Annotated in this window: 12 protein-coding genes; 8 read left to right on the top strand and 4 right to left on the bottom strand. The window is 62.3% G+C overall.

What is annotated here, in order from left to right:
* The first annotated feature begins 77 nt into the window (after positions 1-77).
* Positions 78-1964 carry an ABC-F family ATP-binding cassette domain-containing protein gene (locus WNZ15_RS17190; protein ID WP_342894222.1) on the top strand — a complete coding sequence of 629 codons (1887 nt, stop codon included), beginning with the start codon at positions 78-80 and terminating at the stop codon, positions 1962-1964.
* Positions 1964-2662, top strand: coding sequence for an HAD family hydrolase (locus WNZ15_RS17185; protein WP_342894221.1), 699 nt, complete (start codon positions 1964-1966; stop codon positions 2660-2662). Before WNZ15_RS17190 ends, WNZ15_RS17185 begins: the two co-directional genes overlap by 1 nt.
* Here the strand turns inward: WNZ15_RS17185 and WNZ15_RS17180 are convergent, their stop codons facing one another.
* Together WNZ15_RS17180 and WNZ15_RS17175 are read right to left on the bottom strand one after the other, a co-directional pair.
* Complete coding sequence (locus tag WNZ15_RS17180; protein WP_342894220.1) at positions 2663-3061, bottom strand: rhodanese-like domain-containing protein; 399 nt, start codon at positions 3059-3061, stop codon at positions 2663-2665. It abuts the gene before it with no gap.
* Positions 3062-3087: 26 nt separating this feature from the next.
* Complete coding sequence (locus WNZ15_RS17175) at positions 3088-3540, bottom strand: DNA polymerase III subunit chi (protein WP_342894219.1); 453 nt, start codon at positions 3538-3540, stop codon at positions 3088-3090.
* Positions 3541-4278: 738 nt separating this feature from the next.
* Here WNZ15_RS17175 and WNZ15_RS17170 point away from each other — a divergent pair.
* Complete coding sequence (locus WNZ15_RS17170; RefSeq protein WP_342894218.1) at positions 4279-4839, top strand: type 1 glutamine amidotransferase domain-containing protein; 561 nt, start codon at positions 4279-4281, stop codon at positions 4837-4839.
* 85 nt (positions 4840-4924) lie between these two features.
* On the opposite strand, the gene WNZ15_RS17165 is transcribed toward WNZ15_RS17170, so the two are convergent.
* Positions 4925-6424 (bottom strand): leucyl aminopeptidase, encoded by a 1500-nt coding sequence (locus tag WNZ15_RS17165; protein WP_342894217.1) that lies wholly within the window; start codon positions 6422-6424, stop codon positions 4925-4927.
* Between the two features lie 34 nt (positions 6425-6458).
* On the bottom strand, positions 6459-6725 hold the full coding sequence (locus WNZ15_RS17160) for a hypothetical protein (RefSeq protein WP_342894216.1): 267 nt from the start codon (positions 6723-6725) through the stop codon (positions 6459-6461).
* Between the two features lie 79 nt (positions 6726-6804).
* Here WNZ15_RS17160 and lptF point away from each other — a divergent pair, with 79 nt between their 5' ends.
* From lptF to pdxA, 5 genes are all read left to right on the top strand, one after another.
* Positions 6805-7992, top strand: a complete 1188-nt coding sequence (gene lptF / locus WNZ15_RS17155; protein ID WP_342894215.1) for an LPS export ABC transporter permease LptF — start codon at positions 6805-6807, stop codon at positions 7990-7992.
* Complete coding sequence (lptG, locus tag WNZ15_RS17150; RefSeq protein WP_342894214.1) at positions 7989-9083, top strand: LPS export ABC transporter permease LptG; 1095 nt, start codon at positions 7989-7991, stop codon at positions 9081-9083. Before lptF ends, lptG begins: the two co-directional genes overlap by 4 nt.
* Positions 9084-9087: 4 nt before the next feature.
* Complete coding sequence (locus tag WNZ15_RS17145; protein WP_342894213.1) at positions 9088-11463, top strand: LPS-assembly protein LptD; 2376 nt, start codon at positions 9088-9090, stop codon at positions 11461-11463.
* Between the two features lie 133 nt (positions 11464-11596).
* Positions 11597-12517: a peptidylprolyl isomerase gene (locus WNZ15_RS17140; protein WP_342894212.1), complete on the top strand. Its 921-nt coding sequence runs from the start codon at positions 11597-11599 to the stop codon at positions 12515-12517.
* Positions 12518-12523: 6 nt separating this feature from the next.
* On the top strand, positions 12524-13543 hold the full coding sequence (gene pdxA / locus WNZ15_RS17135) for a 4-hydroxythreonine-4-phosphate dehydrogenase PdxA (protein WP_342894211.1): 1020 nt from the start codon (positions 12524-12526) through the stop codon (positions 13541-13543).
* Positions 13544-13583: the final 40 nt, after the last annotated feature.

Genomic DNA, 13583 nt, shown 5'->3' with positions numbered 1-13583 from the left:
CACAGCCCGCCGCCGGATCGCGAAACAGGCCGCTTTCCGCTTGCATCCTTCGGGTCGCTCAGCCAAACATCCCGGCCATGTTGCAAATCACGGACCTGACATATCGGATCGGAGACCGGCTCCTGATCGACAAAGCCAGCATCACGCTGCCCGGCAAGGCCAAAACCGGGCTGGTGGGGCGCAATGGTGCCGGCAAGTCGACGCTGTTCAAGATCATCACCGGCGACCTGTCGACGGAGACCGGCTCCACCCAGATCCCCAAACGCGCGCGCATCGGCCAGGTTGCCCAGGAGGCACCCGGCACCGATGACACCCTGATGGAGGTGGTGCTGGCGGCGGACAAGGAACGCAGCCAGTTGCTTGCCGACGCGGAGACGGCAACCGATCCGAACCGGATCGCCGAAATTCACATGCGGCTCGCCGACATCGACGCCCATACGGCGGAAGCCCGGGCCGGAGCGATCCTGTCCGGGCTCGGCTTCGATGCCGCCGCCCAGCAGCGGCCGTGCGGATCGTTTTCGGGCGGCTGGCGCATGCGCGTCGCCCTGGCGGCGGTGCTGTTTTCCGAGCCCGACCTTCTGCTGCTCGACGAGCCGACCAACTATCTGGATCTGGAAGGCACGCTCTGGCTGGAGAACTATGTCTCCCGCTATCCGCACCAGGTGCTGCTGATCTCCCACGACCGCGACCTTCTCAACAAGGCCGTCGACAGCATCGTGCATCTCGAGGGCGGCAAACTGACCTATTATTCCGGCGGCTACGACAGTTTCGACCGGCAACGGCGCGAAGCGCTGGTGCTTGCCGAAAAGGCCAAGGAAAAACAGGACGTCCAGCGCAAGCACATGCAGGCATTCGTCGACCGATTCCGCTACAAGGCCAGCAAGGCCAGGCAGGCTCAGTCGCGTCTCAAGATGCTGGAAAAGATGCAGCCGATCTCGGCACTGACGGAAGACAGCAGCAAGCCGATCCACTTTCCGGATCCCGTGTCCCAGCTGGCCCCGCCGATCATCAAGCTTGAAAACGTTGCCACCGGGTATGGCGACACCAGGATCCTGTCCGGCCTGACGCTGAACATCGACACCGACGACCGGATCGCCCTGCTCGGCGCCAACGGCAACGGCAAGTCGACCTTCGCCAAGCTGATTTCCGGCCGGCTGGGCGCCATGGACGGCGAGATCACCAAGGCATCGAAACTGAAGATCGCGTTTTTCGCGCAGCACCAACTGGACGAGCTGAAACCGGCCGAAAGCGCCGTGGCCCATGTGCGCGCGCTGATGCCGGACGCACCCGAAGCCAAGGTGCGCGCGCGGGTGGCGCGCTTCGGCCTGCCCACCGACCGCATGAGCACGCCGGCAAAGGATCTGTCGGGCGGCGAGAAGGCCCGCCTTCTTCTGGGCCTGGCCACCTTCGACGGACCGCATCTGCTGATCCTTGATGAGCCGACCAACCATCTGGACATCGACAGCCGCGAGGCGCTGGTGATGGCGCTGAACGAGTTCCAGGGCGCCGTGGTCCTGATCAGCCACGACAGGCATCTTGTCGAGGCCTGCGCCGACCAGCTCTGGCTGGTTGCGGACGGCAGGGTCGGTGCCTATGACGGCGACATGGAGGACTACCGGCGGCTGATCCTGCAGGGTCCCGAGGCCGCCCAGAAGGCGCGTGACAGGGCTGCCGCCGAGGAGGCGGCCAAGGAGTCCGCCCCGATCAAGCGCCGGGAGGCCGCCCAGAAGCGCGGCCAACTGAAACCCGTCAGGCAGAAAATCGCCGCGGCGGAAAAGGAAATGGCACGGCTTCAGGACAAGATCACCAAGCTCGACGAAGCCCTGGCCGATCCGGACTTCTTCACCTACGACCCGAGCCGCGCGACCAAATTCGCCAAGGAACGGGCCTTTTGCGAGAAGAAGCTGATCAAGACGGAAGAAGAGTGGCTGGAACTGTCTTCCGAAGTTGAAGAAGCCTCCTGATGGCCGGGATCACCACGATCGGTTTCGACGCGGACGACACGCTCTGGCACAACGAACGCGTGTTCCGGCTGACGGAAGAGCGGTTCGCGTTGCTGCTCGCCGACTTTTCGGACAAGGCCCATCTTTCCGAGCGCCTGCTGGCGGCGGAACGGCGCAATGTGCTGCATTACGGCTACGGCGTGAAAGGTTTTACCCTGTCGATGATCGAGACCGCGATCGAGGTCACGGACCGGCAGGTGCCGGCCGACGTGATTGCCGAGATCCTCGAAGCCGGACGGGACATGCTCAATCATCCTGTCGAGCCCCTGCCCCATGTGGAAGAGACACTGAAAGCGGTCGGCAAGGACCACACGCTGGTTCTGGTCACCAAGGGCGATCTGTTCGATCAGGAGCGGAAAGTCACCGCCTCGGGTCTCGATGTCTGTTTCGATGCGATCGAGATCGTCTCGGAAAAGACCGCCGGGACCTACCGGACGCTGTTTTCGCGCCACGGCACCGGGCCGGAGGACGCCCTGATGATCGGCAATTCCGTGAAATCCGACATCCTGCCGGCGCTCGACGCGGGCGCATTCGCGGCCCATGTGCCCTATGACATCACATGGGCGCTCGAAGATGCCGACGCGCCGCTCGGCCACGCACGTTTCCACCGGTTGGATCACATCGGCAAGGTGCCGCAACTGCTGGCACGGCTGAGCTGATCAGCGCGGCGCCTGCATTTCCACCGGTCCGTCCGACTTGAGCCAGTCCGTGAAGCCGGCCTTCAGGTGGGCGGCTTCAAAGCCCATCTCCTGAAGCGTGGCCACGCTCAGCGCGGAGCGCCAGCCGGAGGCACAGTGGAAGATGAACCGCTTGTCCTCGGCAAAGATCTCCTTGAAATAGGGGCTCTCCGGATCCACCCAGAACTCGATCATGCCGCGCGGGCAATGCACGCTGCCGGGAATGAACCCGAGTTTCTGGCGTTCGCGAACGTCGCGGATGTCGACAAAGACCACATCCGGGTCGTTCACCAGCGCAATCGCATCCGCCGTTTCGACCTCCTCGATCCGGGCCCGGGCCCGGGCGACCATGTCCGCGGAGGAGAGTTTCAGTTTCTTCATCCTGTCCACCATGTTGTGAATACGCTTCAGGCCTTGCGTTCCCAGCCCCCGGCCTCTGTCTGCTGCCAGTAGGCAATGTCGAATCCGGCCTCCTTGGCATCCTTCCAGCGCTGGCGGGCCTCCTGAACGGCGGTGTCGTCGGTGCCGTCGAACATGTAGATCGCACGCTTGTAACCGTCCAGCGGCGGCGGCGCGGCCCGGTCCACCAGAAAGCGGATGTCGGCCTCGTTCGGATTGTCCTGCTCGTGTGTCAGATAGATGGGCTGGTGTTCCGCATGGCCGTCGGCGCTGGTCCCGTGGGGCAGAAAGCCGTCATCGCTGAAGGTCCACAGGTGCGTGTCCAGCGCGTTGCAACGTTCCTGCGTCCCGGTCTGCACCACGACCTTCCAGTCGCGCTCCAGGCACTTTTGCAGAAGCTGCGGCAGCGCCGATTCCAGCGGTCTGTGCAGAAGGTGGTAAAAGACAACTTCAACGCTCATGCCGGTTCCTGTTGCAACGCCTCATTCGTGTTTCCCCTCTTCACCGGAGCCGATTGTCCGAAGACCGGACGGAAAGTGATGCAGCCCTGCAACACAGGCCCGTTCAATTTCCCTTAACGGCAAACCTATGATGGACACGCCAAAAGACTCGTATCATTAACCCTTCGAAAATGTCGATTGACTAGGGTTCGATCCAGGGGACGATCCAAGGATCATTTGATTTGGCTGGTGACCGGTATTCCCGACCCAGCTCAAAAGGGGAATTGGTGTATGCTTGCGCGTGTTGTTGTGTTTTTTGCATTGGTGGCTGTCGTCGCGGGTGCCACCGTCGGAATGGGTCTCTTGGTCGAGCCCGCTACTGCCTGCCAGGCTTACAAGACCTGCTGACACCTGAGTTGAAGTGACGTTTCAAGACCCGCCGTCCGGCGGGTTTTTCTTTGCGCATCTGCCCTTCCCCCCTGCCGGGACTATCCGGACTTCGGGCCCGCAGCGTCGAGGCAGCACCGGTCCCGAAGGATGTCCTGCGGCAGCGCAAACCGCATTCCGCCCATTTCTCAGGCGTTTCCTGCCGGAAAATTTTCACGGTCTTCAAGGGAACTCTCCTGCCCGCCTCCCGTTTGCCCCCCGAAGGATCAATCAGGCAAGGCGGCGTCGCATATCTCCGGCCAAAACGGCTGCGAGAGCGGCCTGTTTTACCTGAAAGATCCGAAAGTGCTGGGGTCAAACAGGAGAATATCCATGCCGAAGATTACCGAAGCAAAAGTTCTGATCATGTCGACCAGCGGTTTCGAACAGTCCGAGCTGGAGGTTCCGCTCAACAAGCTGCGCGAACAGGGCGCCACCGTTCACGTCGCAACCCTTGACGGCAAGGCGATCCGGGGCTGGGACAACAAGGACTGGGGCCGGGAAGTCGATGCGGACCTCAAGATTTCCGACGTCAACGTCGAGGACTATATCGCGCTGGTCCTGCCCGGCGGACAGATGAACCCGGACATCCTGCGCGCCGACAAGGACACCGTGTCCAAGGTCAGGGACTTCGTCACCCACGACAAGATCGTCGCGGCCATCTGCCACGCGCCCTGGCTCCTGATCGAGGCCGGTGTCGTGGAAGACCGGGAGATGACGTCCTACCATTCGATCCGCACCGATCTTGAAAATGCCGGTGCCAACGTCGTCGACAAGGACGTCGCGATTTCCAACGGCATCATCACGAGCCGCTCCCCGGACGACCTGGACGCATTCGTGGCCAAGATCGTCGAGGAAATCAAGGAAGGCGAACACCAGCGCGACGCCGCCTGACCTTCCGCCGGACAGCGGCAACGCAAGATCCAGACGCAAGCCGGAGGCGCCCTGAAGGTGCCCCCGGCTTTTTGATGGGCAGGCGTCAGCCTTCGTAGTGATCGGCGACGAGCTGGTTCAGGAGGCGGACGCCATAACCCGACGCCCAGCTCTGGCAGATGTCGTCCTTCGGCGCTCCGAAAGCGGTTCCGGCGATATCGAGATGCGCCCAGGGAACATCGTTGGTGAAGCGCTGCAGGAATTGCGCGGCGGTGATCGATCCGGCCCAGCGGCCGCCGGTGTTCTTCACATCCGCGTTCGGCGTGTCGATGATCTTGTCGTATTCCGGGGATAGCGGCAGGCGCCACACCGGTTCGCCGCTTGCCTTGCCCGACGCCAGCAACTTGTCCGCCAGCGCGTCGTCGTTGGCATACATGCCCGCGTTCAGATTGCCGAGCGCCACCAGCACCGCGCCGGTCAGCGTGGCCAGATCGATCATGAGAGCCGGCTTGTATTTTTCCTGCGTGTACCAGAGCGCGTCAGCCAGAACCAGACGGCCTTCGGCGTCCGTGTTGAGGATCTCGATGGTGGTGCCGGACATTGCGGTGACGATGTCACCCGGACGCTGCGCATTGCCGTCCGGCATGTTTTCAACCAGTCCGATGACGCCGATCACATTGGCCTTGGCCTTGCGGCCCGCGATGGCATGCATGGCACCGATGACGGCGGCGGCCCCACCCATGTCTCCCTTCATGTCCTCCATGCCGCCGGCGGGCTTGATCGAGATGCCGCCGGTGTCGAACACAACGCCCTTGCCGACGAGCGCGACCGGTGCCACGCCTTTCTTGCCGCCGTTCCAGCGCATGACCGCGAGTTGCGGCGGACGGGGAGACCCTTGTGACACGCCGAGCAGCGCGGCCATCTTGAGCTTTTTCATCTCTTTCTCGCCGAGGATCTCGACCTCGACGCCGAGCGCCTCAAGATCCTTTGCCTTCCTGGCGAATTCCACGGGGCCGAGCACGTTGGCCGGCGCGTTCACGAGATCCCGCGCCAGAATGACGCCGTCGGCGATCGCGTCCGCCGCGCTCCAGGCCTTCTTGGCGCTCTTGGTGTCGGTCACGGCGAGGGTCAGCTTCAGGTCCTTCGCCTTTTCCGCGTCCTTGTCGGGCGTCTTGTAGGTGTCGAACGTATAGGCACGCAGTTTCGCGCCCATGGCGAATTCCGCGGCGTCCTCTGCCGAAAGCACGGAGCCGTCCGGAAGTTCAAGCACCACCGTCGCGGCGGCCGCTTTCGCCGTCGACAGTTCCGCGAACACGGCGCCGCCAAACGCGCGCCAATCGTCCCGGGTCAAATCGGCTGTCTTGCCGAGACCGAAGACGATCAACCGGTCGAGGGCGGCCCCGGCCGGAGCGACGAGGTCAAGGCTGGACTTTTTCTTGCCGGAGAACCCGGCGATCTTCGATGCCCGAGCCAGCCCGCCTTCGAGACCGGAGGCAACCTCCTCCGCAATCGGCCCCAGCGCGAGGTCCTCGCCCGCCAGGATCACCGCGACGCCGCCGGTTGGCGCCGAAGCCTTCGAAAAAGAGAGTTTTGCCAGTTTGGTCATGCGTCATTCCCGTTGTTCTTGTGAAGTGTCTGGGTCACACCCTCATAAACCAGAGCGGCCGGATGCAACAGATCGAAGCGACCACGCAGCGCGCCCTTTGCAGGGCAACCGGTGCCGCCGGCAGCCTTGCCAGATGGCGCAGCGCGGCCCGTGAGGCCTGCTGGCGACCTGTCACGCCAGTGCAGCGCTGCCGGAGATCCGCCTTTCCCGGCGTCCGATTTTTCCTTGGCAAATCATGAAGTTTCAACGGCAGTTCGGCAAGTGCGGCAAAAATTAATGTATATTTACCATTCTTATTCATGGGCCATTCACCACATTCCGTGTTATTCGAGGCTAGGCCGATTTAGGTCATTATTGCAGGGACATGTACCGGCACGCTTATGAAAACGCTTGAACGTTACATCATCCGCCGGTCCGTCTATGCATTCACCCTCACGATTGCTGCGATGACGGGCGTGGTCTGGGCGACACAGGCTCTGCGACAGCTCGATCTTGTCACGTCCAAGGGGCAGACCATCGTCCAGTTTATCGGCATCACCATGCTCGCGCTGCCGTTTCTCGTGGTGATTGTCGCCCCCTTCGCGCTCATGATCGCCCTGATCCTTGTTCTCAGCGCCCTTTCGGGTGACAGCGAACTCATCGTGATCGACGCCAGCGGCGGTTCCCGCTTCCTGGTTCTCAAGCCCGTGCTGTTGATCTCCTTTGTCGTCATGCTCGTGACCGCAAGCATGTCCCTTTATTTCGCGCCAGCTGGGCTCGCCCAGTTGCGCACGGAGATCACCCGGGTGCGCGCCGACCTGGTTGCCAACATCGTCAAGCCCGGGCGGTTCATGACCGTGGAAAACGGCCTGACGTTCCACATCCGCAACCGGTCCGGCAAGGGCACGCTCGACGGACTTCTGCTTCACGACACACGGGACGAGGAAACCGCCTTCACCTACCAGGCGGAAACAGGCCAGATCGTCGAGACCGCCGACAGGACCCTTCTGGTCATGCAGAACGGCACCATTCAAAGGCGGACGAAAAAGGAAGGCGACATTTCGATCGTGCGCTTCCAGTCCTATGCCTTCGACCTCTCCAACCTCATTCCGGAGGCCGGAGAACCCGTGTTCAAGGCGAGCGAGAGAACCACGGCCAACCTTCTGTCGCCCGGCCGAAATGATGCCTACGCCCTGAAAAACCGGGAAAAGCTCACCCAGGAACTGCACGAGCGCATCAGCCAGCCACTTTACTGCCTGTCCTTCGGGCTGATCGTGTTCGCCTTCCTCGGCAAGGCGCGCACGACCAGGCAGGGCCGCGGTCTCGCGGTGCTGGGGGCGATCTGCGCCTGCGTCCTGCTCAGGACGACGGGTTTCGGCGTCACCGCCGTATCGGGCGGCTCCACCGCCGTCCTGAGCCTGCTCTACGTCGTCCCCGTGACCGGAGCGGCCCTGGCGCTCGCCTCGATCTTCAGGGAACAGAGCGGCGCCCAGCCCAAATGGCTGGGTGACCTACAACTTGCCCTCCACGAGCGCATGGACGCCCTGAGCGACCGGTTGAACGGCCGCAAGACCGGAGGGCCCGCATGATCCTCGGGCGCACCCTCACCCTGTATTTCTCAGGACGCTTCCTGAAGGCGATCCTGGGGCTGTTCCTGTTCGCCGCCGTGCTGATATTTCTTTTCGACGTTCTGGAACTGGTCCGGCGCGGCGGCGACCGCGAAGGCTTTTCGGTGCTGCGCGTGGCGCTGATATCCATGTTGCGTGTGCCGCTGCTCCTGGAGCAGGTGATCCCGTTCACGGTTCTCTTCGGCTCGATCGCGGCCTTCGTCAGCCTGAGCCGGGCGCTGGAACTGGTCGTCGCGCGCGCCTCGGGCATCTCGATCTGGCAATTCTCGCTGCCGGCGATCACGGTCGGCCTTGTGCTCGGCATCCTGTCGGTCACGCTCTACAACCCTGCAGCGGTCTGGTTCCAGCAGAAGTCCGACGAGGTCGCCAGCGGCCTGTTCGGAAGCGAACAGAGCTTTCTGCTGCAGTCGTCGAGCGATGTCTGGGTGAGGCAGGACGGGCTGGACGGCGAATCGGTGTTGCTTGCCAAGCAACTGCTTGAGGGCGGCACCCGGCTGCTCGGCGTCACCATCTTCACCTTCGACGAGACCGGCACCTTCCGCGAGCGCATCGAGGCGGCGGAAGGCCGTCTTGGCGACGAAATCTGGTACCTGGACGACGCGGTCGTCTACACCACCGAGCAGGATCCACAGACTTACGGGCGCTACCAGGTCAGCACATACCTGACAGCCACCGAAGTTCGCGAAAGCATCGGCTCGCCCGAATCGATTTCGTTCTGGAAGCTGCCCCGCTTCATCGAACTGGCAAGGAACGCAGGGTTACCCGCCTATCGCTACAATTTGCAGTACCAGACCTTGCTGGCCAGACCGTTGCTTCTCATCGCCATGATTTTGATCGCGGCGGCGGTTTCCCTTAAGGTTTCGAGGTTTGGCGGATTGGGAAGTATGATTCTGGGTGGAATCCTTTCCGGGTTCGTGCTTTACGTTCTTACCGAGCTTGCCAAGGACTTTGGAGGCGCGGGTATCGTCCCGCCTCTGGTGGCGGCATGGGCGCCTGGGATATTTGGAGTACTCATGGGTTTGACAATTCTCTTGCATCAGGAGGACGGATAAGGCGGTGTCTTCTCCAGTTTTCCTGACCACAGAGATTTGGGCCAAGAAAGGCAGACTTCTGGCCGCCGCGAGCGTTTTATCGATTGCGGCAACCCTTTGCCTTGACTTCGGCACACCCGCGGCCGCCCAGGATCTTGCCGCAGGGCTCGCGGACCAGATGGATCCGAACGCCGATCTGCTGCTGGAAGCCAGCGAAATCACCTATGACTTCGACCGGGACCTGATCGTCGCGACCGGCGATGTCCAGGTCTATTACGACGGCAACACCGTCCAGGCACACCGGATCATTTTCGATCGCAAGAGCCAGCAGCTCAAGGCAGCCGGCAACGTCATACTCATCGAGAGCAGCGGCAACGTCGTTCGCACCGAGGAGATGGTCCTGTCCGAGGACTTCTCGGAAGGCTTCGCGCGCGCGCTGCAGATCGACACCACCAAGCGCACCCGTTTCCTGGCGGAACAGGCCCGGCGCGAGGGCAACAATGTCACCTCTATCGAGAACGGCGTCTACACCGTCTATACCAAGCCGACCACTCCGCCGGACAAGCCGCCGCTCTGGCGGGTCCGGGCCGAGAAGATCATCCACAATCAGCAGGAAAAGATCATCCGGTTCGAGAATGCGGCCTTCGAGGTCTACGGACAGCCGATCGCCTTTCTGCCCTACCTGTCGATGCCCGACCCGTCGGTGAAGCGCAAGTCCGGCTTCCTGATGCCGAGCGGCATCGTCAACGACAAGCTCGGCTATGGGGTGACCGTTCCCTATTACTGGGCCCTCAGCCCCTATTACGACGTGACCACGACCCTGACGCCGCTGACCAAGCAGGGCCTGTTCGGTGATGTGGAATACCGGCACAGATTCGCGGCCGGCCAGGTCAGCTTTTCCGCTGCCGGCCTTTTCCAGGCGCAGCCGAACCAGTTCTCCACGTCCCGCGCCGATGAGCGCTGGCGCGGAGCCGTCAACTCCAAGGCGTCCTTCAACATCGCCCGAGACTGGACGCTCGGCTGGAACGTGACCTACAAGAGCGACCGCCAGTTCTTCAACGACTATTCCTTCACCACCTTCGGTGACAACGGCGAGACCTCCGAGATCTACCTGCAGGGCAAGACGGACCGCAATTCCCTGTCCGTGCGGGCGTATGCCTACCAGATCTCCCAGGAGGACTATACCGACAGCACCTTCGACGCCAACGGCTTCTCTCCGGTCGGCAGCTCGCTGCAGGACAAGCAGCCGCTTGTGCTGCCGGTGATCGATTACGACTACGTGTTCGCCGACCCGGTCCTTGCGGGCGAACTCGCGCTGACGGCGAATTTCACGTCATTGACTCGGGATGAAACGGATGCCTTCTCGATCGACGGCGGGACCACGGCGAAATTCCGCGGCGTCGATGGCACGTTCTCGCGGCTGTCGCTGAAAGCCAACTGGCGCCGCACCTTCATCGATCCCCTCGGTCAGTCCTTCACGCCCTTCGCCTACATGCGCGGCGACCTATTCTTCCTGGCCTCGCCCGATTCGGACGTAACGGCCCTGACCGGCGAAAGCTTCGTCGGACGGGCGATGCCGGCGATCGGCATGGAATACCGCTACCCGTTCATCGCGACCTTCGACGGCGGCAACCAGATCCTCGAGCCCGTTGCCCAGATCGTCGCCCGCTCGAACGAGCAGCGGATCGGCGAGTTGCCCAACGACGATGCCCAGAGCATCGTTTTCGACACGACAACGCTGTTCGATGCCGACAAGTTCTCGGGCTTCGACCGGGCAGAAGGCGGCACCCGGCTGAACGTCGGCCTGAACTACAAGCTCCAGCTCGACAGCGGCTATTACCTCAGCGGGCTTTTCGGCCGGTCCTACCATCTGGCCGGCGAGAACTCCTACGCTGTTCCCGACATACTCGGCGCGACCCAGGATTCCGGCCTGGAGACCGATCTGTCGGACTATGTCGGCAGCCTCTACCTGGATACGCAATATGGCGTGAAACTGGGCGCGCAGGCGCGGCTCGACAAGGAAGACTTCACGTTGAACCGCGTCCAGGCGCAGGCGAGCGCGATCTACGGCCCGGTGGTGTCCTCCCTCGCCTATGCTTTCCTGAACGCCCAGCCGGATGTCGGCATCGACGATCCGCGCGAGGAACTCCTCGGATCGGCAAGCCTGCGGCTGGTGGAAAACTGGCGTGTGTTCGGGTCGATGCGCTACGATCTGGAAAACAGCGACTTCGTTCAGGACGGAGTGGGCATCGGGTATGACGACGAGGGCTTCTCGCTGTCGGTCACCTATGCGGAAGACCGCAGCCGCAACGACGGCGATGACGTCAATCGCACGCTGTATTTCCGTGTCGGCCTGAGAACAATCGGCAACACACAGGTTTCCAGCGGCGCCCTCAATTAGGGCCAGGTCATGATGCCGCCATGAAATAAGGCAACATGTGCGGAAACTTTGTATTTGCACGCGTGATATGCGAAATATCATGCCTTGAACGCGAATTTCGATTTGGCCTCGTGCCAGTACGGATGGTTATTCTATGCGACTTCGTCTCGTCCCGGTTCTCTTTGGCCTTGCACTGATCCTGGCCGCGCCGTTTTCCGCTCCGGCAAACGCGGCGATCAAGATCATCGTCAACGAGGTGCCCATTACCGACTACGATATCAATCAGCGCGCCCGGCTGATCACCCTGACCCAGCGCAAGTCCGCCGCCATCGCCAGGAAGCAGGCGCAGGAAGAGCTCATTGAGGACCAGATCAAGCTGGCCGAAGCCGAGCGGGTCGGCATGGAAGTCAGCCAGTCCGAGGTCGACGATGCCTTTGGCGGGATCGCCCGCAATGTGAAAATGTCGCCGTCCCAGCTTGCCAAGGCGCTCGGCAACGGTGGCGTCAAGGCAGACACCCTCAAGTCCCGGCTCAGGGCACAACTGGCCTGGAGCCGGCTGGTGCGCGCGCGTTTCAGCGGACAGATCGATGTGGACGAATCCGACATCATCGCGGCCTTGCAGAAGACAGATGAGGAAGATCGGCTCAAATCGATCGAATACGATCTGAAACGGGTCATCGTCGTCGTTCCCAAGAACTCTTCGGGCGGCTTCAAGTCCAAGCGCAAGAGAGAGAGCAACCAGATCCGCGCCACCTTCGATGGCTGCGACGATGCCGGCAGCGTGCTCGGAAAATACAGCGAAGTCGTGGTGCAGCCGATCGGGCGCCGGCTGGAAACGGAACTCCCCGAGGAAAGGCGCAAGGAAATCGCCGCGCTGAAACCGGGCAAGCTGACCAAACCCACAACGACACCGGTCGGCTACGAAATGATCGCGATCTGCGGCAAGCGGGAGATCGCCTCGGACATCGCGGTTCGCACGGAACTGGAAAACGAACTGCGCGCGAAGGAAGGCGAAAGCCAGTCCCGCCGCTTCCTCATGGATCTGCGCCGCCGCGCCACGATCATTTACCGCTGACCAGGCATGGGAGCGCTTCAAAAGCCGCTCGCGGTCAGCATGGGGGAACCCGCCGGGATCGGTCCCGATCTTGCCCTGCTCGCATGGGTCAATCGCAAATCCCTGAAACTGCCCCCCTTTTACGTCCGGGGCGATTTGGCCCTGTTCCGGGAGCGTGCCCGCAAGCTCGGACTTGATCCAAAGATCGAAAACACCACCCCGGACGAATCCGCGCGGCTTTTCGCCAAGGCGCTGCCGCTCGTCCAGACAGGCCCCGCCCTTGACGACACGCCCGGCGAAGAGCGCCCCGAGACCGCATCTTCGGTGATCGCATCGATCGAAGGCTGTGTCGCCGATGTCCACGCGGGACTGGCAACCGCGGTCGTGACCGGCCCCATCAACAAGGCAGCGCTTTACAACGCGGGCTTCACCTTTCCCGGCCACACCGAGTTTCTCGGGGCGCTGGCCAAAAGATACTGGCCCGATGCACAGGCAAGGCCCGTGATGATGATCGCCGGTCCCGAGCTCATGGTGGTTCCGGTCACGATCCACATTCCACTGAGCCAGGTGCCGGAAGCCGTCACGGTCGACCTGATCGTCGAAACCGCCGAGATAACCATCGCGGATCTCAAAAAAAGGTTCGGATATCCGAACCCCAGACTGGCCGTCTGCGGCCTCAATCCCCATGCCGGGGAAAACGGGTCCATCGGCACGGAAGACCGCGATGTGATCGAACCGGCCATCGAACGGCTGCGCGCCGCGGGACACGTCGTAAGCGGCCCGCACCCGGCGGACACCCTGTTCCATCCCGCGGCACGCACGCAATATGACTGTGTGCTGGGGATGTATCACGACCAGGTGCTCGTTCCGGCAAAGACGATCGGCTTCGACGACAGCGTGAATGTCACCCTGGGCCTGCCATTCGTGCGCACGTCGCCGGATCACGGCACGGCCTACGGGCTCGCGGGCAAGGGCGCCGTGCGCCTCGACAGTTTCGTGGCGTCCTTGCGCATGGCCAACGTGCTCGGCAATCCGGACCGGTACTAGACGGCCGGTTTCGAAATCACCTTCCCAATACCGGCGGATT

The sequence above is a fragment of the Roseibium sp. AS2 genome, from assembly GCF_038900065.1.
Classification (GTDB): domain Bacteria; phylum Pseudomonadota; class Alphaproteobacteria; order Rhizobiales; family Stappiaceae; genus Roseibium.
This window is presented reverse-complemented; position numbering and strand designations above follow the sequence as displayed.

Bases quoted from the DNA above. Each gene is read 5' to 3' on its own strand.
- WNZ15_RS17165 (WP_342894217.1), bottom strand. From the start codon at position 6,424: ATGACCAAACTGGCAAAACTCTCTTTTTCGAAGGCTTCGGCGCCAACC.
- WNZ15_RS17185 (WP_342894221.1), top strand. From the start codon at position 1,964: ATGGCCGGGATCACCACGATCGGTTTCGACGCGGACGACACGCTCTGG.
- WNZ15_RS17170 (WP_342894218.1), top strand. From the start codon at position 4,279: ATGCCGAAGATTACCGAAGCAAAAGTTCTGATCATGTCGACCAGCGGT.
- lptG (WP_342894214.1), top strand. From the start codon at position 7,989: ATGATCCTCGGGCGCACCCTCACCCTGTATTTCTCAGGACGCTTCCTG.
- WNZ15_RS17180 (WP_342894220.1), bottom strand. From the start codon at position 3,061: ATGAAGAAACTGAAACTCTCCTCCGCGGACATGGTCGCCCGGGCCCGG.
- WNZ15_RS17160 (WP_342894216.1), bottom strand. From the start codon at position 6,725: ATGAATAAGAATGGTAAATATACATTAATTTTTGCCGCACTTGCCGAA.
- pdxA (WP_342894211.1), top strand. From the start codon at position 12,524: ATGGGAGCGCTTCAAAAGCCGCTCGCGGTCAGCATGGGGGAACCCGCC.
- WNZ15_RS17190 (WP_342894222.1), top strand. From the start codon at position 78: ATGTTGCAAATCACGGACCTGACATATCGGATCGGAGACCGGCTCCTG.
- lptF (WP_342894215.1), top strand. From the start codon at position 6,805: ATGAAAACGCTTGAACGTTACATCATCCGCCGGTCCGTCTATGCATTC.
- WNZ15_RS17140 (WP_342894212.1), top strand. From the start codon at position 11,597: ATGCGACTTCGTCTCGTCCCGGTTCTCTTTGGCCTTGCACTGATCCTG.
- WNZ15_RS17175 (WP_342894219.1), bottom strand. From the start codon at position 3,540: ATGAGCGTTGAAGTTGTCTTTTACCACCTTCTGCACAGACCGCTGGAA.